This window comes from Microbacterium canaveralium, from assembly GCF_047238045.1.
GTDB lineage: Bacteria > Actinomycetota > Actinomycetes > Actinomycetales > Microbacteriaceae > Microbacterium.
The window spans coordinates 696,010-714,786 of sequence record NZ_JBDFMA010000003.1 but is presented as its reverse complement, the minus strand read 5'-3'; the positions used below and the strand labels follow the sequence as shown (position 1 = coordinate 714,786).

21 protein-coding genes and 1 tRNA gene are annotated in these 18,777 nt (G+C 70.0%); 11 read left to right on the top strand and 11 right to left on the bottom strand.

Annotated elements, in window-relative coordinates; translation table 11 throughout:
* The first annotated feature begins 7 nt into the window (after positions 1-7).
* Positions 8-712, top strand: coding sequence for a GntR family transcriptional regulator (locus tag ABC271_RS04370; RefSeq protein WP_412923668.1), 705 nt, complete (start codon positions 8-10; stop codon positions 710-712).
* A gap of 33 nt (positions 713-745) precedes the next feature.
* The gene (locus tag ABC271_RS04365) at positions 746-1,915 is read left to right on the top strand and encodes a Mur ligase family protein (protein WP_412923667.1); all 1,170 of its coding nucleotides are present in this window, start codon (positions 746-748) and stop codon (positions 1,913-1,915) included.
* A 16-nt stretch (positions 1,916-1,931) separates the two neighbouring features.
* Here the strand turns inward: ABC271_RS04365 and ABC271_RS04360 are convergent, their stop codons facing one another.
* Positions 1,932-2,177, bottom strand: coding sequence for a hypothetical protein (locus tag ABC271_RS04360; protein WP_412923666.1), 246 nt, complete (start codon positions 2,175-2,177; stop codon positions 1,932-1,934).
* A 167-nt stretch (positions 2,178-2,344) separates the two neighbouring features.
* Here ABC271_RS04360 and ABC271_RS04355 point away from each other — a divergent pair.
* Positions 2,345-2,420, top strand: a tRNA-Met gene (locus ABC271_RS04355).
* Positions 2,421-2,465: 45 nt separating this feature from the next.
* Here the strand turns inward: ABC271_RS04355 and ABC271_RS04350 are convergent.
* Both ABC271_RS04350 and ABC271_RS04345 read right to left on the bottom strand, forming a co-directional pair.
* A complete protein-coding gene (locus tag ABC271_RS04350) occupies positions 2,466-3,641 on the bottom strand; it encodes a mechanosensitive ion channel family protein (protein ID WP_412923665.1) in 1,176 nt (391 codons plus the stop codon).
* Complete coding sequence (locus tag ABC271_RS04345; protein ID WP_412923664.1) at positions 3,629-4,270, bottom strand: MarR family winged helix-turn-helix transcriptional regulator; 642 nt, start codon at positions 4,268-4,270, stop codon at positions 3,629-3,631. The genes ABC271_RS04350 and ABC271_RS04345 overlap by 13 nt, the downstream gene beginning before the upstream one ends.
* Positions 4,271-4,368: 98 nt before the next feature.
* On the opposite strand from ABC271_RS04345, the gene ABC271_RS04340 reads away from it, so the two are divergent.
* The 3 genes from ABC271_RS04340 to ABC271_RS04330 all read left to right on the top strand — a co-directional run bounded on the left by ABC271_RS04340 (position 4,369) and on the right by ABC271_RS04330 (position 6,828).
* Entirely contained in the window at positions 4,369-4,689 is a 321-nt protein-coding gene (locus ABC271_RS04340) for an SDR family NAD(P)-dependent oxidoreductase (protein ID WP_412923663.1), read from the top strand.
* 246 nt (positions 4,690-4,935) lie between these two features.
* On the top strand, positions 4,936-5,865 hold the full coding sequence (locus tag ABC271_RS04335) for a thermonuclease family protein (RefSeq protein WP_412923662.1): 930 nt from the start codon (positions 4,936-4,938) through the stop codon (positions 5,863-5,865).
* Positions 5,866-6,243: 378 nt separating this feature from the next.
* A complete protein-coding gene (locus ABC271_RS04330) occupies positions 6,244-6,828 on the top strand; it encodes an HNH endonuclease (RefSeq protein WP_412923661.1) in 585 nt (194 codons plus the stop codon).
* Positions 6,829-6,846: 18 nt separating this feature from the next.
* Here the strand turns inward: ABC271_RS04330 and ykgO are convergent, their stop codons facing one another.
* The gene (gene ykgO, locus ABC271_RS04325) at positions 6,847-6,969 is read right to left on the bottom strand and encodes a type B 50S ribosomal protein L36 (RefSeq protein WP_022877355.1); all 123 of its coding nucleotides are present in this window, start codon (positions 6,967-6,969) and stop codon (positions 6,847-6,849) included.
* Between the two features lie 78 nt (positions 6,970-7,047).
* On the opposite strand from ykgO, the gene ABC271_RS04320 reads away from it, so the two are divergent.
* From ABC271_RS04320 to ABC271_RS04310, 3 genes are read left to right on the top strand one after another with little or no spacing between them, the layout of a single operon-like run.
* Entirely contained in the window at positions 7,048-8,049 is a 1,002-nt protein-coding gene (locus ABC271_RS04320) for a GTP-binding protein (RefSeq protein WP_412923660.1), read from the top strand.
* 57 nt (positions 8,050-8,106) lie between these two features.
* Positions 8,107-8,295: a hypothetical protein gene (locus ABC271_RS04315; RefSeq protein WP_412926190.1), complete on the top strand. Its 189-nt coding sequence runs from the start codon at positions 8,107-8,109 to the stop codon at positions 8,293-8,295.
* Positions 8,292-9,125 (top strand): DUF72 domain-containing protein, encoded by an 834-nt coding sequence (locus ABC271_RS04310; RefSeq protein WP_412926102.1) that lies wholly within the window; start codon positions 8,292-8,294, stop codon positions 9,123-9,125. The genes ABC271_RS04315 and ABC271_RS04310 overlap by 4 nt, the downstream gene beginning before the upstream one ends.
* 24 nt (positions 9,126-9,149) lie before the next feature.
* On the opposite strand, the gene ABC271_RS04305 is transcribed toward ABC271_RS04310, so the two are convergent.
* The 4 genes from ABC271_RS04305 to ABC271_RS04290 are packed head-to-tail and all read right to left on the bottom strand — an operon-like array spanning position 9,150 to position 13,213.
* Positions 9,150-10,229 (bottom strand): ABC transporter permease, encoded by a 1,080-nt coding sequence (locus ABC271_RS04305; protein WP_412923659.1) that lies wholly within the window; start codon positions 10,227-10,229, stop codon positions 9,150-9,152.
* Positions 10,226-11,191, bottom strand: a complete 966-nt coding sequence (locus ABC271_RS04300) for an ABC transporter ATP-binding protein (protein ID WP_412923658.1) — start codon at positions 11,189-11,191, stop codon at positions 10,226-10,228. Before ABC271_RS04300 ends, ABC271_RS04305 begins: the two co-directional genes overlap by 4 nt.
* 53 nt (positions 11,192-11,244) lie before the next feature.
* On the bottom strand, positions 11,245-12,177 hold the full coding sequence (locus ABC271_RS04295; RefSeq protein WP_412923657.1) for an NAD(P)/FAD-dependent oxidoreductase: 933 nt from the start codon (positions 12,175-12,177) through the stop codon (positions 11,245-11,247).
* 46 nt (positions 12,178-12,223) lie between these two features.
* Positions 12,224-13,213 carry a glycerophosphodiester phosphodiesterase family protein gene (locus ABC271_RS04290; RefSeq protein ID WP_412923656.1) on the bottom strand — a complete coding sequence of 330 codons (990 nt, stop codon included), beginning with the start codon at positions 13,211-13,213 and terminating at the stop codon, positions 12,224-12,226.
* 143 nt (positions 13,214-13,356) lie between these two features.
* Here ABC271_RS04290 and ABC271_RS04285 point away from each other — a divergent pair, with 143 nt between their 5' ends.
* Together ABC271_RS04285 and ligD are read left to right on the top strand one after the other, a co-directional pair.
* Positions 13,357-14,241: a Bax inhibitor-1/YccA family protein gene (locus tag ABC271_RS04285; protein WP_412923655.1), complete on the top strand. Its 885-nt coding sequence runs from the start codon at positions 13,357-13,359 to the stop codon at positions 14,239-14,241.
* A 195-nt stretch (positions 14,242-14,436) separates the two neighbouring features.
* Positions 14,437-15,660: a non-homologous end-joining DNA ligase gene (gene ligD, locus ABC271_RS04280; protein ID WP_412923654.1), complete on the top strand. Its 1,224-nt coding sequence runs from the start codon at positions 14,437-14,439 to the stop codon at positions 15,658-15,660.
* A 31-nt stretch (positions 15,661-15,691) separates the two neighbouring features.
* Here ligD and ABC271_RS04275 read toward each other — a convergent pair whose 3' ends face one another.
* From ABC271_RS04275 to ABC271_RS04265, 3 genes are read right to left on the bottom strand one after another with little or no spacing between them, the layout of a single operon-like run.
* Entirely contained in the window at positions 15,692-17,044 is a 1,353-nt protein-coding gene (locus ABC271_RS04275; RefSeq protein WP_412923653.1) for a glycosyltransferase, read from the bottom strand.
* Entirely contained in the window at positions 17,041-17,493 is a 453-nt protein-coding gene (locus tag ABC271_RS04270; protein ID WP_412923652.1) for a nitroreductase family deazaflavin-dependent oxidoreductase, read from the bottom strand. The genes ABC271_RS04275 and ABC271_RS04270 overlap by 4 nt, the downstream gene beginning before the upstream one ends.
* Before the next feature lie 27 nt (positions 17,494-17,520).
* Positions 17,521-18,735: an MFS transporter gene (locus tag ABC271_RS04265; protein WP_412923651.1), complete on the bottom strand. Its 1,215-nt coding sequence runs from the start codon at positions 18,733-18,735 to the stop codon at positions 17,521-17,523.
* Positions 18,736-18,777 lie beyond the last annotated feature (42 nt).

Sequence of the window (18,777 nt, the reverse complement as noted above, 5' to 3'; positions counted from 1 at the left end):
TCCCCCGATGGTTCCGCCCACTGCCGCCAGCACGGCGAGCTCCGCGTCGATCCGTCACGGCCCTCGCCGTGACGGCACCCCGGGCCCTCGTGCGGCGGACGTCGTCGCGGATGCGGTGCGCAGCGGCATCCTGTCGGGCGAGCTCGCCCCGGGAACCCCTCTGCGGGAAGAGGAGCTGAGCGCGACGCATGGCGTCTCGCGTCATACCGCCCGCACCGCGTTGGCGACGCTGACGGCGGAGCGCCTCGTGACTGCGGAACCGTACCGCGGCGTGCGCGTCTCCCTGCTCGACGATGCCGCGCTCGTCGCCCTGCAGCAGTTGCGGTGCGCCCTCGAGACCGAGGCGCTCCGGATCGTCCGCGACCGCGGCATCCGTCCGCCCGATGTGGATGCCGCACTCGACGCGCTGGCCGCCGCCGAAGCATCCGGGGACTGGCCGGCCACGCTCGAGTCCCACGCGTGGGTGCACCGCGCTCTCGTGGATGCCGCGGACTCCCCGCGCATCGCCGAGGAGTACCGGCGCCTCGACTCCGAGATGCACCTGCTGCTGACGCACGTTCGACCCGCGTACTCCCCGGGCGCACTCGCGGAGGAGCACCGCGCCTACGTGGAGGCGGCTTTGGCGGATCCGGGGCGCGCGGTCCGCGAGCACCTCGACCACTCGACGCGCATGATCATCGAGGGACGCCGGGCGGCCGATCGACCCGGATGACATGATGACGGGAAGGGGAACGGTGGGGGCACCATGACTTTTCACATCCAGCCGCCGGTGGGACGGCCGATCATCACGGCGGTCACGGGGACGAACGGGAAGACGACCGTCGCCACCGCGACACGCCAGGTGATGAACCTCATCGGGTGGCGGGCCGCCGGATACGACTCGACCGGGGTGACGGAGGTCGACGGCACCCTGCGGGAGAGCCGTGTCCGCCGCTCCCCGGACTACCTCCCCGACCTGATCGACGCGCAGGCGCGCGCGGGCGCGCACGCGGTGTCGCTGGAAGCGTTCGTCGGCATCCTCGCGGACGGACTCTTCGATCGCGTGCCCGTCGACGTCGCCGTCTCCACGGGGCTGGAGCGCGATCACATCGACGTCCACCGCAGCGTCGAGGGGTACTGGAACGCCAAACTGCGGTTGTTCCGCGAGTATCTGCGCCCGGACGGTATCGCCGTCGTCGCGGCCGACTCTGCGCAAGGGGATCTCGTGCGCGAGGCCGTCGCGCTGCGCGGGATCCGCCTCGTCGTCGTGGGCGACGGCGGCGACGTGAGCACCGAGGGCCTGGAGGAACGGTCAGGTCGACTCGTGGGAACTCTGCGCGTCGAGGGACGGGCCCATCCCGTCTCCCTCCCCACGGTGCACGCGGTCGCGGTGACGAATCTGCTCCTAGCGGGGACAGCCGTCATCGCTGCCGGCGGCGACCCCGCGGCCGTCACCGATGCGCTCTCGCGGGTCGAGCCGCCGCCCGGCCGGCTTCAGGTGATCGGCGAGAAGGACGGCGTGACCGCAATGGTCGACACGGCCCACAATCCGGGCGCCCTGAGGGTCGCTCTGGGCGCGGCTCGAGCGCGGACCGCCGGCCGGGTGATCCTCGTGTTCGGAGCCGGCGGCGAGCGCGACCGCGGCAAGCGAGCCCCCATGGGAGCGATCGCCGCAGAGTTGGCCGATGTGGTGGTGCTGACCGACGACAACCCGCGCCGCGAACCGCCCGAGCGCATCCGCGCCGAAGTCCGGGCGGGCATCCCGGACTGCGTCGAGATCCCCTCGCGAACGGATGCCATCCACGCCGCGCTCCGCATGGCGCGGGCGGGCGATCTCGTCCTCGTCGCCGGGAAGGGCGACGAGGACACTCAGATCGTCGGCACGACGAAGGTGCCGTACGACGATCGAGAGGTTCTCCGGCAGGCGCTCGCCTGAGGGAGCTGCTCCCGCCTCAGATCACGTAACCGCCGTCGGGGTCGTAACCGCCGTCGGGGTCGTAACCACCATCCGGGTCGTAACCACCATCCGGGTCATAACCACCATCCGGGTCATAACCCCCATCCGGGTCATAACCACCATCCGGGTCATAACCCCCATCCGGGTCATAACCCCCATCCGGGTCATAACCCCCATCCGGGTCATAACCCCCATCCGGGTCATACCCGCCATCCGGGTCGTAAGCCGATGCGTCGCTCATGATGCCCCCAAAGTTTTCGACTGCGATGTGCCACCGATTGAACGCCCTCCGGGATGCTGAGCGCAAGCATCGGAACGCACGCCGCCGCGCCACACGACGACATATCTCGTCACGCCCCGAAACGACCGTTTGCGGTATCGCCGCCCCGGGTTAGCGTGGGGGCACATCGCGGCGATCCGGGCGGTCCCGGGCCTCGGTTCATAACCGAAGGCGTGGCGGGTTCGACTCCCGCCGTCGCGTCCACTCCCGGAGGGCAACGATGCGCGCCACCGAGCGTGACGTCATCGCCTAGCGCGAGGGCGACTCTGTTCGGGAGTCAATCACTGTCGGAACAGCCCCGGTGAACTGGTCTGCTCGCTCCTGACTCTGTTCCGAGCCCGAGAACAGCCCTGACTGGTCGGCCGAACGGGCCTCAGGGGCTGTCGGCTCCTCCTCACCAGTCACGATCTGCACCCGCGACAGCGGCAGCGCGACTCTGGACTCGCGCACCCATTCCACGAGTTCTTCCCGGACGAAGCAGCGCAGGTCGAACAGCTTGGCCGCGTCGGCGGCCGACACCAGCACACGGACACGCACGAGTCCGCCGGTGGCGTCGGTGACCTGAAGAACACTCGTGCGACCGTCCCACAAAGGCGTGCGTTCGAGGATGCGGTCGAACTCGTTCCTCATCTCAGAAGTGCGCACCTGCCAGTCGACGTCGAGTTCGACCGCGCCAAGAAGTTCGCTCGACCGCCTGGTCCAGTTCTCGAACGGCGTCGTTGTGAAATACGTGGAAGGCAGCACGAGTCGACGATCGTCCCAGATGTGCACGACCACGTACGTGAGGGTGATCTCCTGGATGCGACCCCACTCGTCTTCGACCACCACGACGTCGTCCACACGGATCGCCCCGCTGAACGCGATCTGAATTCCTGCGAACACGCTCGCCAAGGTCGACTGCGCAGCAAGTCCGGCGACGATTCCGGCGACGCCTGCGGAGGCGAGGATGCTGGTGCCCAGCGCGGCGACGGCGGGGAAGGTGATGAGGATCGACCCGAGGGCAAAGACGATGATGAAGACGATCAGCAGGCGACGGATGAGGATCAACTGGGTCTGGCGGCTGCGAGCGACACGATTGTCGGCCACTTCGAGCGGAAGCCTGGCCATGGCGACGCCGATCGCGAATGCGAGGATCGCACCGACGAACCACGCGCTCGCAGCGATCGTGAGGATGACGAGCAGGTGAGCGACCTGCTCGCTCGTGTCGGGGTCGGGCCAGGTGAAGATGAACACAGCCCAGAGACCGACCACGGTCAGAAGCGCGCGGAACGGCCCGCGCACCGTGGCCGAGAGCGTTTGCGGCCAATCGTGCCGCCGCGCGATCCTTCGTACGACCAGCGAGATGACCCCCGCGACGACAAGGGCTGCAGCAAGCGCAATCGCCGAGGCGACCGCCACACCGATCCACGATCTCAGTTCGAGCATCCGAACCTCCAGACGATTTCGGAGCTCACCACCCTAGCGAGACGCACCCACGTTCGCTCGACGCCCGTCGCCATGCACCGCGCGCGACCTCGGGCGTGGGAATCACGACTCCCGAGGGTTAGGGGTGATCCGCCGGCCGCGGCAGGCTGCCGTGCGCGATGAGGAGTTCGTAGATCTTCTCGAAGGCGCTGGCCAGGTGTGCGCTCTGCTCCTCGTCGAGCGCGTCGAAGAAGACCTTCCGAACGAAAGCGACGTGGCGGGCGAGGCACGACGGAGCAGGTCGCGCCCGCCGGGGTCAGCGTCACGTCGGTCGCTCGCCGGTCGTTCGCGTTCGGTGTCAGGTCGACGAGGCCGTCCCCCGCGAGACGGCGCGACTGGTGCGACACCCTGCTGCGCTCCGCTCCGATGCGGATCGCGAGGTCGGACACCGTCATCGTCCCGGATGGTTCGCTCGTCAGCGCGACGAGAACGTCGTAGTCGGCCAGCGAGATACCGCTGTCGTCGCGCAACTGCCGGTTCGTCTCGTAGCGAAGGCGCAACTGCACCTTCATGAACGCGAACCAGGCACGGACGTCGTCGTCGTTGAGGAACGCGTAGGGCAACTCGGCGGGCACGTCGTATCGACTCATGGGTTCTCCGCCCATCGGCGGTCCGCTCCCCGGCATCCGAGCGGGCCGTCGGCATCGCCCATCGCTGGGCCGCGGACGGCATCACCGCGAACGCCCTGATGCCCGGGTGGATAACGACCAACCTCCAGCGCCACCTCGACGATGACACGCTCCGCTCGATGGGAGCGATGGATGCCGAGGGCAACCGCATCGATCAGGACCACTTCAAGACCGTCGAACAGGGTGCGTCGACTTCGGTGCTGGTCGTGGCATCCCCGCTGCTCGACGGCGTCACCGGACGCTACTTCGAAGACAACCAGGAAGCCGAGGTCATCGTCGAGACGGCGGGCCGTACGAAGGGCGTCGCCGCGCACGCGCTCGACGCAGACGCGGCTTCGCGGCTGTGGGACGAGGCGGAGGCGGTGCTGCGGGGGCGGTGAGGTAGCGGGACGACGCAGTCGAACCCCGCCGTCTTCTGTACCGCCGCCACCTCCCCGGATGAATGACGGTTTCGCGAGCGCTATTGTTCGTTTCATATGGGGAGTGCTTCCCCGGCGTCGGGGGGCGCATTCATGACTCGTTCGAACGCGCGCGCACGCGTGAAACGTCCGTCGCTCACGCACGAAAACCTTCAGGCCAAAGGCCGGATTCCGATTTGGGTGTGGCTGATTGTCGGCATCCCGTTGATGATCGTTGCGCTCATCCTGTCGCCGATCTTCGCCGTCCTATTCCTGGTGGTCCTCATTACAGGGATCGTTGCGCTTGCCAAGAACAGCCGGACCTGGCTGCGCTTCAAGAGCCGCAAGACCGCCGCATGGGTAACGGCGGTCGCCGCGATCGGATTTCTCGCAACGGCCGGAATGACCAACGCTCTCGTGACCGGAGGCGCGAATAGTCGCCCGGTCGCCGTCGCCGCCACGTCAGTGGGCACACCCACGCCCGACAGCGCAGCGACACCGGCGCCGTCCCGGACACCGCGGTCGACGCCGTCGGCCACGCCCACCGCGACCGCGACTTCCGTCCAGATCGTGTCGGTGATCGACGGCGACACGATCGACACCAACGTCGGCAAAGTGCGGCTGATCGGTATCGACGCACCCGAAACGGGCTCCTGGGGCTACGACCAGGCAACTGCCGAGCTGACCACATTCCTGGCTCCGAGCGGCGCCGTTCTGGTCAGTGTCCCCGGACGCGACGACCACGATCAGTACGGGCGACTCCTGCGGTACGTCCAGATCAATGGGCAGGATGCCGGAACCCACATGATCAACACGGGGTGGGCGATCGCCCGCTACGACGGGCGTGACGGATACGGCACGCATCCGCTGCAAGCCTCATACGTTCGCCTCGACGACTCCGTGGCCATGCCCGCAGAACCGGCCCCGGCACCCGTGGAACCCGCCCCCGCACCCCCGCAGCCGGCTCCGGTTGAGCCCGAACCCCAACCCGCTCAGCCCGAGCCTGCCCCCGCCGAACCGGCCCCGGGCTTGGACCCGCGTTTCGGCACGTGCAAGGAGGCCATCGCCAATGGGTACGGCCCCTACCAGCGTGGTGTGAACCCCGAGTACGACTGGTACCGGGATGGCGACAAGGACGGGTGGAACTGTGAGAGTTGAGCGTCGCGCAGCAAAGACGAAGCGGATCACGCTGACGACTGGCCCGAGGAACCACTGATGCCCCACGGGTTGGATTCCCCCGCCTTTCTTGCAGCCATTGCGGGTTCAGCGATCGACGGAATCCCCGGGGGAAGCCTCACGCTCTTCCTGTCGATCAGTGCCGGTCTCGTTCTGGTCGCGGGTATCGGTATCCCGCTCGTCATCGTGGATCGAACTCGGCGAATCGTCGCCGGGACGAGTGCCGCCCTCGGCGCCCTGCACCAATTGAACGGGAGGTACGCCGCGTCCGTCATGCCGCTCCCGGTCCTCACACGACGCTATCGCGCGGCGACGACATCGAAATCGGCGTTCGACCGCTTTCCTCTCCGCGCGTTTCTCATGGATGCGGTCCTCGACGAGGAGACGCGCCTCTTGTTTGATATCGACCAGCGACTCGAGCAGATGCGGCACTACTCCGCCTACACGCACGAACTGACCGACGTCGGAAATCGGTCGATCGGCCGCTCCGGCGACCGACGCGTGAATCCCGACAAATACGCGAAGATCGAACGGCGACTTTTTCATAAACGGATGCTGGCCGCGCCCACACCTCTCGCAACGGTGACCGCCGTGGTCACGTATACGAGTCCGCAGGGGCGCAACTCGTATCGCAAACACCTGGAGTGGAGCTTCGCCGAATTGCGCGCGGGCCTGGACGAGGCGCGGCGCCAGCGTGCCGCCAAGTCGACCTCAGAGTACCTCCGCCGTCGCGAACGGAGCCTGCTCACCCCGAAGCTGCGCACGGACATCCTTCGTCGGGACGGGTCGCGATGCCGCATGTGCGGCGCATCGGCCCAGACCGGCGCGATCCTCCACGTCGATCACATCGTGCCGATCAGTCACGGCGGGCTGACCGAGCCGGGCAATCTGCAGACCCTCTGCCAGTCCTGCAATCTCGGCAAGAGCAACCGCTTCGTCGGCTGACCGGCCCGGACGGCTTCCTCAGCCCTGCCGCCCCTTCCACCGCGGGTTCAGCTTGTTGATCACGAACACGCGCCCGCGGCGGCGGACGACCTGCGCGCCGGGCTGGTTCTTCAGCGACTTGATCGAGTTGCGGACCTTCATGGCATCCTCCTGTTGATAATCGTTCTCAATAACAAGATAGGCTGGCGATCGATTCCCGACAAACGAAGGGCGGATGCCGTGGAGACGACGATCGTGACGATGGGCGTGTGCGCACCCGAACGCCAGGCCTACGCAGAACGCACCGCCGTCGCGCTGAGCCGCCCGCTTCACCTCGTGAGATACCGCGATCTCCGCGCCGCGCACGCGCTCCCCCACCCGCACGTCCGAGCCGACGGGGAGCGTGTCGTCGTCGACCTCGGCACCGACGTCGACCTGCTCCACGCGGTCGTCGCGCGCGGCGGGGTCGACGTCGAAGCGGTGTGCGTGGTGGACGCGCGGCACATGATCGGCGACCTTCTCGACGAGGCACCGCTCGTGGCATCCACCGTGGTCGGCGATTCGCGCGGCGACGTCGGCGCCCGCGCCCGGCAGGCGGCCCTGGCCCTCGAGATCGCAACCCGCATCGTCTGGGTCAACTGGGAGCAGGTGCCCACCGCAGCCCTCGCGGTGCAGATGGCGCTCGCGTCGCACCTGAACCCCGGCGCGACGCTGCGGCTCACGCGCGATCCGCGTGCCGACCTCCACGCCGGCACCCCACGCGCGCCCGAGACCGAGGTGCTGGAGCGCGCCGGCTGGGTCCGCGCGCTCAACGACGAGCACGACCCCTACATGCGCGACAACCGCGTCAGCACGCTGCGCTACGACCAGGTGCGCCCGTTCCACCCTGCGCGTCTGCAGGCCGCCCTCGACCGCCTCGACGACGGGGCGGCCGGACGCCTGGTCCGCTCCGCCGGGTTCTGCCGGATCGCATCGCGCCCCGGCATCCTGGCCCGGTGGGAGCACGTCGGCTCCGCGATGTGGATCGAGCCGATCGGCGCCGACGACGGGCGGATGGGCTTCGGGCAGGAGATCGCGTTCACGGGCCTCGACCTCTCGTCGCCGCGCCTCCGCCACCTCCTCGACACCGCCGCGCTGACCGACGAGGAGCTCGCGGCCGGTCCCGGCGCATGGACGGCGTTCGACGACCCCCTGCCCACCTGGCCGACGGTCGACCTGACGATCCCGGATGCCAACGACTAACGCCCCGGTCCTGTCAAGAGGCTCGTCCGCACGGAGGCCATGGGGCACCGTGGCGACATGAGCACACCGGATCTCCCCACCCGCCACTCCGACGACGCACACGCCGACAACGCGGCACCCACCGACGCCGTCACCGACGACGTCCGCGAGGATGCCGCGGAGGCCGAGGAGCACGTCGACCTCGACGACCACACGGGCGACGCCATCACCGACGACGACGCCCCCGCCGCGGAGGGTCACGCCTGAGCGGGACGGCTTTCGTCGGCACCTCGGGGTGGCGGTATCCGAGGTGGCGGGGCGACTTCTATCCCGGTGGCCTGGTGCAACGCCGCGAGCTCGAATACCTCGCCGAGCGTCTCCCGAGCGTCGAACTGAACGGATCGTTCTACTCCCTGCAGCGCCCCGAGAGTTACCGGCGCTGGCGCGACTCCGTGCCCGAGGACTTCGTCTTCGCGGTGAAGGGCTCGCGCTACGTCACCCACATGCTTCGATTGACGAACGTCGGTGTTGCGCTGGCCAACTTCTTCGCTTCCGGCGTCCTCGCGCTCGGCTCGACCCTCGGTCCGATCCTGTGGCAACTGCCTGAACGCGTGGAGTTCGACCCCGAGGTACTCGACGCGTTCCTCGACAGCCTCCCCCGGACCACCGGCTCGGCGCTGGCTCTCGCCCGCGAACACGATGCTCGCCTCAACGGACGCGCGTGGCTCGACATCGAGTCGGACGTCCCTCTGCGCTACGCGATCGAGCCGCGGTCGGAATCGTTCCGCGACCCGCACGCCGTCGAAATCCTCCGCGCGCACGGCGTCGCCCTCGTTCTCGCCGACACGGCCGGGCGTTGGCCTGCGTTCGATGCGGTCACGACCGACCACGTGTACGTCCGCCTGCACGGCTCGACCGAGCTGTACGCGAGCGGGTACACGTCGGCCGAACTCGACACCTGGGCCGACCGCGTCCGGCAGTGGCGTGACGGTACCGGGGAAGACGGGATGCCGCGCGACGTCTACGTCTACTTCGACAACGACGCGCGCGGCAGGGCGCCCCACGACGCGGTCGCGCTGGACGCGCGACTTCGCTGACGCGCCATCCGCTGGAAACACGCGTCAGGCGATACGCGTCCCCGGCGGCAGCCGCCGCGCGGGCGTCCGCGTGCGGGCGATGCCCCAGGCCAGGAGTCCGGCAGCGAGCAGCAGCTGCAGGAACAGCCCCACGAACCAGCTCGGAACGGTGCCCGCGATACGGTCCTCCATCGACTCGTTCGTGAGCGTCGCGCCATTGCAGGAGTCGTAGGACGGCGCGGGGTCGGGCGCGATCTGAGCGAGGCGGACACCGGACGCGATCTGCGAGAAGAGGTCGGACGGGCTGCCGTACTCGTCGTAGGTCGGCGGGGTGGCATCCGCCAGGATGACGAACGGGTTCGCCGCCAGCACGCCCCATACGCGGTCGAAGCGCGGCACCTCACTCGTGTAGGTCGAGGTCGTGCACCCCAGCTCGTCGGGTCGCGGACACTCGGTCGCATCGTTCTCGAGGAAGGGGTCGCAGCCCACGGGAACGGCGTCCCAGTTCACATCCCGCGTGGTGACCGTCTGCTCCGTGCGCAGCGCCGTCCCGCCGAGCCCGAACGCGATCAGCGTCCCCAGTGTCAGCGCGGCCACCAGCAGGTACGTCGCAGCCACCGAGAAGACGGGGCGCGCCACGATCGCGCTCACCCCGACGCCGATCGCCGCCACGACGCCGACCTCGAGAATCAGGATGCCGAGCGACGAGGCGATGACCGCCGGGTTGAGCTCACCGGCGAACGTCGCGATCACGAGGAACGGCAGCGCGACGACGAGGAACGCCAGGCCCGAGATCCACGCCGCGAGGAACTTCCCGAGCACGATCTCGGCGGTCGTCACCAGCGTCACCTGCACGGGCGCGAGCGTCGCGGCATCCCGGTCGCCGTTGACGGCGCTGCCGCTGAGCGTGGGCGACACGAGCAGCACGAGCAGGAGGACGAACATGATGACGAGCGAATAGAACCAGCCGTTGCCGCCCGTGCTCAGCGAGAAGGACGAGAAGGACAGCATCAGCAGGGCCAGCAGGATCACGGCGAAGATGCCGAGCAGGACGTACCAGCCGACCGAGCGCACCCGCTGACGCAGGTCGATGCCGATGACGGTGCCGAGACGACGGAAGTTCATTCGAGGCTCCCCTCGGTCGCGGCATCCCCTCGGAGGTCGAGGAAAGCGTGTTCGAGATCGCCGACGGCGGGGGCGAACTCGACGACAGGGATGCCGGCTCCCACCACCGCACGCAGGCCCGCGACGGCCGCGGACTCGTCCGCGAACGGCACGAGCAGGTCGCGACGGTCGATGCCGACGTCGTCGACCGCGCGGCCCAGAGCCGAGGCGACGGCATCACGGTCGGAGCCGATCGCTCTCGAGGCGTCGGTGGCCATGCGCACCCGCCAGACGCGGACGCGCGTGGTCGCCGCCGCCACCCGATCGCGGCCGACCGTTCGACCGTCGAGCATGAATACGGCGTCGTCGACGACTTCCTCGAGCTCCGACAGAACGTGGCTGGAGATGAGGATCGTGCGACCCTCGTCGGCGAGGCGCCGCAGCAGCACACGGAGAGAGATGCGAGCCTGCGGATCAAGCCCGGACGCGGGCTCGTCGAGCAAGAGGACGCGCGGCTCGTGCACGAGCGCCCGCGCCAGCGCCAGGCGCTGCTTCTGCCCGCGGGAGAGCACGCGGGCCGCGGAACCCGCGAGCGGGGCGAGATCGACGAGGTCGAGCAGGCGGTCGGCGCGCTCTCGGGCCTCCGCGCGCGGCAGGTCGTAGAGCTGCGCGGTGGCGATCAACACCTCGCGGGAGGTGAGGCTGGGCCACGCGCCCAATGAGTCCGGCATCCACCCGAGGAGCCGGCGCGCGCCGGCCGGATCGGACACCGGGTCGACACCGCCGATCCGCATCTCTCCCTGGTCCGGCCGCAATAGCGACGCGAGCATGAGCAACAGCGTCGTCTTGCCCGACCCGTTCGGCCCGACCAGGCCCGTCACCCGCCCTGGCTCGGCGGTGAACGTCACGTCCGCCACCGCCGTCACGGCGCCGAACGCCCGTTTGACCTGTCGTGCCTCGATGCCCGCGCCCCCTGCGTCCATTCCTCCACCCTATGGGCGCACTCGGACACGCCCCACGGTTTCCGGGACAGGACTCAGGATGCCGCGAGCGCGCGTCCCAGAGCGTCGCCCGACGACCACGCCGTACGGACGGCCGCCGATGCGCCCCACGCGTCACCGCACAGAGAGAGGCCGGGGGAATGGAAGAACGGCTCTCCCGTCGCCGCCGCGGGGCGGGCGAAGGTCCACCGGTGCGCGAACGTCGCAACCGGTTCGGCCTCGATCCCGAGGAGCCTTCTGGTCGCTGCCACCACAGGCGCGACCACCCCGTCCGGGTCACCGAGGTGCCGCCGCGCCGCGGCGCCGGTCGTGTGGACGACGAGCACCGGCGCCCCGTCTCCACGCCGGTCGCCGTCGTCCGCGATGAACGAGACGTCGGGATCGTCGTTCACGAAGGCCCCGTGCAGGTCCGCGGGCCAACGCCGCTCGTCCCACCGCAGCACGACGGCGATCACGGCCTCCCATTCCTGCGAGGCGACCGGGATGCCATCGACCACACGCCGCGCCTGCGGTTCGGGCATCGCCAGCACCACCTCACCGGCATCCTCCCCGTCGACGCGGAACGGGGCGACGCTCTCGACCTCGCGACCCGATTCGACATCCACGCCGTCGGCGAGATCCAGGACGAGCGACCGCGATCCGCTCGGGGTCGCCCATCGCATCGGCCCGGTCTTCCGTGTCTCAGCGCCGTCCGCATCGAACGCCGAGAACGTGTCCGTCCACGGGCGTGCGATCCCGCGGGCCTCCCAGTCGGCCACGACGCGGGCGAACCCGGCGTGGTCATCGCCGACGACGAAGTACGAGGCGCCGAGGTCGACGGCACGCCCGTCGAGGGTTCGGCTCGCGAGCCGGCCACCGGGCCGGCGCCCGCGGTCGATCACCCGCACCGCCCCACCGGCATCCCGCACGACCCGCGCACACGCGAGACCCGAGATGCCGCCCCCGACCACCGTCACGTCCACCGTCATCCCGCCATCCTGGCGGCGACGAGCCCGCGGCGGGCGGGGCTTGCGCCTAGGAACCGAAGAACGCGAGGCCCAGGTCGGGGTGGTCGACGAACACCCCGTCCAGCCTCGCGTCGCGCAGCAGCGCCCACTCGCGCTCGTAGTCGCCGAATGCCGACGGCCCGCCGGGACGCCTGAACGGCGGGAGCAGGAAGGGGTTCTCGGGGCGGCAGGTCCATGTGAAGACCCGCAGCCCGCGGTCGTGCGCCTGGGCGACGAAGGGCGCGGGCCCGCGCACGCGCCCGAGCCGGTCGGGCGCGAGGATCAGCCGCTTGTCGGGGCTGATCCCGTCGACCGCCTCGGCGAGCGCATCCAACCCCGCGGGCGTGAGCATCGACGCGTACGACGCGGCCCGCGCCCCGTCGCGCTCGCGCAGGTCCCACGGTGCCCCGCCCGCCTCCACGAGTTGGACGAGCGGAGCCGGGATGCCGCGCTCCCGCAACCGCTCCAGCACGAGGGGCTCGAACGACTCGATGACCAGGGCCGGATCGTCCCACCAATCGGCATCCCGGAGCTCCCTCTCGACGAGCTCCGCCATGTCGGACCCGGCGCGCGCGAAGTACGCCGCGTGCTTGATCTCGAGCACCACCCCGACACCACCGGCGCGGGCGAGGTCGAGCACGTCGCGCAGGGACAGCACCGGGTCTTCGTCGTCGTGAGCCGCGCTCTCGGGACGGATCGCCGGGATGCGCTCGCGACAGCGGAGTGTCCGCAGCTCCGACCAGGTGAAGTCCTCGGTGAACCAGCCGTCCAGGCGTTCACCGTCGACGACCGCGGTGCGGCGGCGCTCCGCGAATTCCGTCCGCGCGGAGACATTCGTCGTCGAGCCGATCTCGTTCTCATGCCGCACCACGAGCACGCCGTCTCTCGTGGGCACGACATCGGGCTCGATGGCATCCACTCCCGCGGAAATTGCGCGCGCATAGGACGAGCGGGAGTGCTCGGGAAGATAGCCCGGGGCACCGCGGTGGCCGATGATCAGGGGGCGCTCGACAGGCACCGCGCCAGGCTACCGGCGGCCCCTCGGAGGGTGCTGCGCTCAAAGCAGAATCCCAGTCGACACAAGGATTCTCACGGCCTGCTCAGCTAGTGTTGTTTCACAGCACGGTGCTGTGATCACCAGCAATTGGAGTGTGAGTCCCTGTGGCCCTCAACAACCCGGCATTCAATACCCCGGCGTTCCAGGACCCTCGTGGCGGAGCCCAGACCCGTTACAGCCCCCCGCCCGCCGCGTCGACGACCGCAGCCGCTGCGGCCGCTGAGACGGCGAACATCGAGGGCATGTACTCGGCCCCGTCCGCGGGCGCGGTGCAGACCGACCGGATGACGGTCGAAGACACCGTCTTCAAGACCCTCGGCCTTTTCGCCGTTCTCATCGTGACCGCCGTCGTCGGCTGGATCTGGACGATGAGCACCGTCACGGTCGCCAACCCCAGCCCGAACGTTCTGCCGATGGTCATCGGCGGTCTCGGCGGCTTCGTGCTGGCGATGGTCGCAATCTTCAAGAAGAAGCCGTCCGTCCCCGTCTTCATCGCCTACGCAGCGTTCGAGGGCCTGTTCGTCGGTGGCATCTCGGCGTTCTTCGAGTTCCTCTACCCGGGCATCGTCGTCCAGGCCACCCTGGCCACGCTGTCGGTCGTCGGCGTGACCCTCGCGCTCTTCGCGAGCGGCAAGATCCGCGCCTCCGCCCGCGCCACCAAGATCTTCCTGATCGCCATGGTCGGCTACCTCGTGTTCAGCCTGGTCAACCTCGGTCTGATGCTCTTCAACGTCCCGCTCGCCGGTGGCGCGTTCGGCCTGCGCAGCATCGAGATCTTCGGCATCCCGCTCGGTCTCATCATCGGCGTCTTCGTGGTCATCATGGCCGCGTACTCGCTCGTGCTCGACTTCGACCAGATCCAGCGCGGTGTCCGCAACGGCGCCCCGCGGGTCTACGGCTGGGTCGGCGCCTTCGGCATCATGGTCACCGTCGTGTGGCTGTACGTCGAGATCCTGCGCATCCTCGCGATCCTCCGCGGCAACAACTGACGCACCGCTTCACGCGGAGGGCCGTCCCATTTGGGGCGGCCCTCCGTCGTTTCCTCAGGTCCTTCTCTCATCGAGTGTCCAAGACACGCCGCATCCGGTCGGCGGCACACGGCGTGTCTTGGACACTCGACGCCCGCGCGCCCCGCGTCCCGCAAGGGGCGGACACCGCGGATGCCACCGGACTAACCTCGCGGCATGAGCCCCGCCAAGACGCCCCCGACGGTCCTCGACGTCGACGGTCACGAGGTCCGCGTCACGAGTCCCGACCGCGTCGTGTTCCCCCAGCCCGGTCTCACCAAGCTCGACCTCGTGCGGTACTACCTCGCGGTCGCCGACGGAGCGCTGCGCGGAGCGGGCGGCCGTCCGATGGTCCTCAAGCGCTTCACCAAGGGCCTCGATCAGGAGCCGTTCTTCCAGAAGCGGGTGCCCGAGAACCATCCCGACTTCATCCACACCGCCACCCTGCACTACGCCTCCGGCACGTCCGCCGAGGAGACGGTTCTGCGCAACGCCGCGGGCCTCGCGTGGATCGTGAACCTCGGATGCCTCGACCTCAACCCGCATCCGGTGCGCGCCGAAGACCTCGACCATCCCGATGAGTTGCGCATCGACCTCGACCCCATGCCCGGTGTCGACTGGGCGCAGATCGTCGATGTCGCCTTCACGGCCCGCGATGTCCTCGCCGACCACGGTCTCGTCGGCTGGCCGAAGACCTCCGGTTCGCGCGGACTGCACATCCTCGTGCGCATCCGTCCCGGCTGGGAGTACCCCGACGTCCGCCGGGCAGCCGAGACGCTCGCCCGCGAGGTCGAGAACCGCGCACCCGGGCTCGCGACGGCGCGCTGGTGGAAGGAGGAGCGGGGCGAAAGCGTCTTCGTCGACTTCAACCAGAACGCGAAGGACCGCACGGTGGCATCCGCGTACTCCGTCCGTGCGCTCCCCGACGCGCGCGTGTCGACGCCGCTCACGTGGGACGAAGTGCGGGGCCGTCGACCCGAGGAGTTCACTGTCCTCACCGTGCCGGAACGTTTCGCCGCGATCGGCGACCCTCACGAGGGCATCGACTCCGCCGCCGGATCGCTCGAGAGCCTGCTCGCCCTCGCCGAAGAGATGGGACCAGCCGAGAAGCCCCCGCGCGGCTCCGACGGGTCGGGGCGGAGAGCATCGACGATGCCGCTCATCGAGGTGGCGCGCACGAAGACCAAGCCCGAGGCGCTCGACGCCCTCGAGGAGTGGAAGCGTCGGTATCCCGAGGCGACGGCGGCGCTGCATCCGGCCGACATCCTCGTCGACGGCATGCGCGGCTCGAGTTCGCTCTGGTACCGGGTGCGCGTGAACCTTCAGCACGTCCCGGATGCCACCCGCCCACCGCAAGAGCCCCTGATCGCCGACTACGACCCCTGGGCCGGCCGCGCCTGACCCGCCCCTCGCATCGATCTCGAGTGCGGAGCTACCGCCGCGTCGGGCGTGACAACGCCTCGGCGGTCGCGGCGGCGAGGGTCTCCATCGCGCGCTCGGGGGCGAGCGCCGCGGCGGCCGCGCGCGCCTCGGCAGCGAGCCGCCGACGCAACGCGGCGTCGGCGAGGAGGCGCGTGAGGGCGTCGGCGAGCGCTCGCTCGTCGCCGTCGGGCACGAGGATGCCGCCGCCTCGGGCGAGCATGTCGCGCGGGCCGTAGCGGATGTCGTAGGCCACGACGGGAACCCCGTGCGCGAGCGCTTCGGCGAGCGCGAGCCCCTGCCCTTCGAACGCCGACGTCGTGAGGTACACGGCCGCGGAGTCGAGAACGGCATCCGGATCGAGGGTCAGCCCCGGGAGCGACACGGCATCCTCGAGGCCCAGGTCGGCCACCAGCGCCTCGAGTGAATCGCGTCCCGCACCCGCGCCCCAGAGTTCCAGCCGCGCGTCGGGCAACTGGTCGACGACGTGCGCGAAAGCCCGGATCGCGTGGTCGAGACGTTTCCCCGGCGCGAGGCGCCCGAGCATCACGACGGGACCGTCCTCCGCGTACGCGACCTCGTCGGGTGCCGAGATGCCGTGCGGTGCGACGACGTCGACCCGGTCGTCGCCGAAGCGGGCGCGCACGTCGTCGAACTGCCAGGGCGTCGGCCAGAGCACCGCGTCGAACCGCGGGGCCACCGCGAACCACCGTTCCCACAGGGCGTTCATGGACGCATCCGCCGTGTACGGGGGCTCGAGGTGGATCGTGTGGATCGTGTGCAGGATGCGAACGTCGCGGTCTTGCCAACCGACGATGAGCTCGCCCAGCTGCCGAGACTCGCAGATCACGACGACGGGGCGCTCGATTTCGGCGCGGAGTCCTGCCACGACGTCGCCGAGCCACGCGCGGTACAGCGCGCCGAACCCGTCGATCACGCCGATCGCGCGCCCTGCCCCGTCCCGCACGACGATGGGGGCCGTGGCCAGGTGCCAGTTCGGGTCGACGACGTTCGGCAGATCGATCGCCCCCGCTGCGACGCTCCGGTACTCGAGCGCCGGGTCGGCCTCCCCCGTCCGCGCGGCCGCGCGCAGCCACTCCGCCGCCCCACCGTCGGGATCGGCGGCCTCGTCGAACAGATTCCGGAACACCTCGGATGCCCCCGCCGCACCGCGGCGCACGAACTCGGCGCGGTGCTCGGCGTGGGCCTCGGCGGGGCCGGGGTCGACCGTGAGCAGCAAGGCCGGGGCCCCGGCATCCGCCATCTGTCGTGCCCGCGCGAGCGTCGAGATCGTGTATCCGCCGTCGAGGTCGGGGATGAGTCGGCTCGAGAGGATCAGGTACCACGCGTCGGGGAACCCGGTCATCGACGCCCCTCGGAGCGCAGCCGGAAGACGGGGAATCCGGGGGCGATCTCCTGCAGCCGCTCGTCCGGGGAGTTCTTGTCGACGCCCTCGAAGAAGCGGCCGACCTCCCACGCCCACGCGACGAGGTAGGCGCGCAGAATCGGCGGCTTCTCGGCATCCGGGACTTCTTCTGCACGGAACACTTCGACCGACCGACCGGCTCGCAGCTCGCCGCCACCGGCCGCCCGAAGATTACGCACCCACTGCGTGGTGCCGCGCGGAGCGACGAGATACCGCTCCCCGCCGACCCGCAGCGGGTTCACCGGGGTGGTCCGCCACTCCCCCGAGGCGCGTCCGCGCACCGCAAGGACACGACTGCCCGCGAGGGGCAGACCGAGCCGGGTGAGGGCCGCGACCGCGGCGTTGAAAACGGTGTCGACCCGGGTCGGGCGCACGAACCTCTCACTCATGCCCCCATCCTCCCGCACTCGCTCGTGTCACGACGTGCGGACGGATGCCTCCGGCGACCTCATCGACAGCAGGAGCTCCCCGACCACCCCGAAAACGAGGATGGCCACGCAACTCACGGCCATCACGGTGAACCCGAGAGCGGGACCCGCGGCATCCAGTCCCAGGCCGGCGACCGTGGAGCCGATCGGGATGCCAGCTCCCACGCCGAGGGACGGGTACGCCAACAGCTCCGTGACGCGATCGCGGTCTGCGCGTGATTCCACGAGCGCGAACCCCGTCACCAGGACCGGGCCGACGAGAGCGCCGACCACCGCGGCCACGAGGAGCGCGAGCGCACCGTCGGCGGCAACCGGAAGCGCGAGACACGCCACGGCGAGCGCCGCACTGCTCCACAGCCAGCGGGACCGTAGCGACGCCCGGGGGCGAAGCGCCCCGTACACCAGCGCGCCCGCGGTGTTCCCGACGGCGAGGGACGCCATCATGACCCCCGCGAGCCACGGTGTGCCGGAGCGTTCCGCCCACGCGATGCTCGTCACGTCGAAGGAGCCGAACATCGCGCCCACCCCGATCCACGCGATCGTCACCGGGAGGATGCCGACGGGTGGGATCAGGCGTACGCGGCGTCCGCTCGCCGGGACGAGGGGCGGCTGCGACCGGCTCAGGAGACCGAGCCAGACGAGGCCCACCGCCCCCACGAGGACGACGACGGCGATCCCCGCCTGCGGCGCCGACGCGGCGGCGATGAAGGTCAGCACGGGCGGCGCGATCACGAAGACGCTCTCGTCGGCGATCGATTCCAGAGCGAAGGCGCTGTGGCGCTGCGTGGGCGGGACCAGGGCATTCCAGCGCGCGCGGACCGCGGGTCCGACGTCGACGGAGACGGCCCCGGCGATGACCGCGAGGAAGAACCAGGTCGCCACGGGCGTCGCCGACAGCACCGCCCACAGGAGCGCCGAGACCGACACCGTCAGGGTGCCCGCCGAGATCAGGAGCACTGACCGTTGTCCGCGCCGGTCCATGATCCGGGACCAGAGGGGGCCGGCGAACGCCATGCCCACCACGAACGCCGCACCCACGGCGCCCGCGAGCGCGAAGCTCCCCGTCGCGGTCTGGACGAGAAGGATGATCCCGAGGCTCAGGGTGCCGCGCGGAAAGCGAGCCACCCATCCGGCGAGGGTGAACCACGGAGCCCCGGTGGCCCGCAGCACGTCGCGGTAGCCGGAGAAGTCGATACGGGCCATGGGAGACCTGTGCCGTTCTGGCCGGACGAACCCGGGAGATTC

Coding starts and splice junctions, on each gene's coding strand:
- ABC271_RS04370 (WP_412923668.1), top strand. CDS start 8: ATGGTTCCGCCCACTGCCGCCAGCACGGCGAGCTCCGCGTCGATCCGT.
- ABC271_RS04365 (WP_412923667.1), top strand. CDS start 746: ATGACTTTTCACATCCAGCCGCCGGTGGGACGGCCGATCATCACGGCG.
- ABC271_RS04360 (WP_412923666.1), bottom strand. CDS start 2,177: ATGAGCGACGCATCGGCTTACGACCCGGATGGCGGGTATGACCCGGAT.
- ABC271_RS04350 (WP_412923665.1), bottom strand. CDS start 3,641: ATGCTCGAACTGAGATCGTGGATCGGTGTGGCGGTCGCCTCGGCGATT.
- ABC271_RS04345 (WP_412923664.1), bottom strand. CDS start 4,270: ATGAGTCGATACGACGTGCCCGCCGAGTTGCCCTACGCGTTCCTCAAC.
- ABC271_RS04340 (WP_412923663.1), top strand. CDS start 4,369: ATGCCCGGGTGGATAACGACCAACCTCCAGCGCCACCTCGACGATGAC.
- ABC271_RS04335 (WP_412923662.1), top strand. CDS start 4,936: ATGATCGTTGCGCTCATCCTGTCGCCGATCTTCGCCGTCCTATTCCTG.
- ABC271_RS04330 (WP_412923661.1), top strand. CDS start 6,244: ATGGATGCGGTCCTCGACGAGGAGACGCGCCTCTTGTTTGATATCGAC.
- ykgO (WP_022877355.1), bottom strand. CDS start 6,969: ATGAAGGTCCGCAACTCGATCAAGTCGCTGAAGAACCAGCCCGGCGCG.
- ABC271_RS04315 (WP_412926190.1), top strand. CDS start 8,107: ATGAGCACACCGGATCTCCCCACCCGCCACTCCGACGACGCACACGCC.
- ABC271_RS04305 (WP_412923659.1), bottom strand. CDS start 10,229: ATGAACTTCCGTCGTCTCGGCACCGTCATCGGCATCGACCTGCGTCAG.
- ABC271_RS04300 (WP_412923658.1), bottom strand. CDS start 11,191: ATGGACGCAGGGGGCGCGGGCATCGAGGCACGACAGGTCAAACGGGCG.
- ABC271_RS04295 (WP_412923657.1), bottom strand. CDS start 12,177: ATGACGGTGGACGTGACGGTGGTCGGGGGCGGCATCTCGGGTCTCGCG.
- ligD (WP_412923654.1), top strand. CDS start 14,437: ATGAGCCCCGCCAAGACGCCCCCGACGGTCCTCGACGTCGACGGTCAC.
- ABC271_RS04275 (WP_412923653.1), bottom strand. CDS start 17,044: ATGACCGGGTTCCCCGACGCGTGGTACCTGATCCTCTCGAGCCGACTC.
- ABC271_RS04270 (WP_412923652.1), bottom strand. CDS start 17,493: ATGAGTGAGAGGTTCGTGCGCCCGACCCGGGTCGACACCGTTTTCAAC.
- ABC271_RS04265 (WP_412923651.1), bottom strand. CDS start 18,735: ATGGCCCGTATCGACTTCTCCGGCTACCGCGACGTGCTGCGGGCCACC.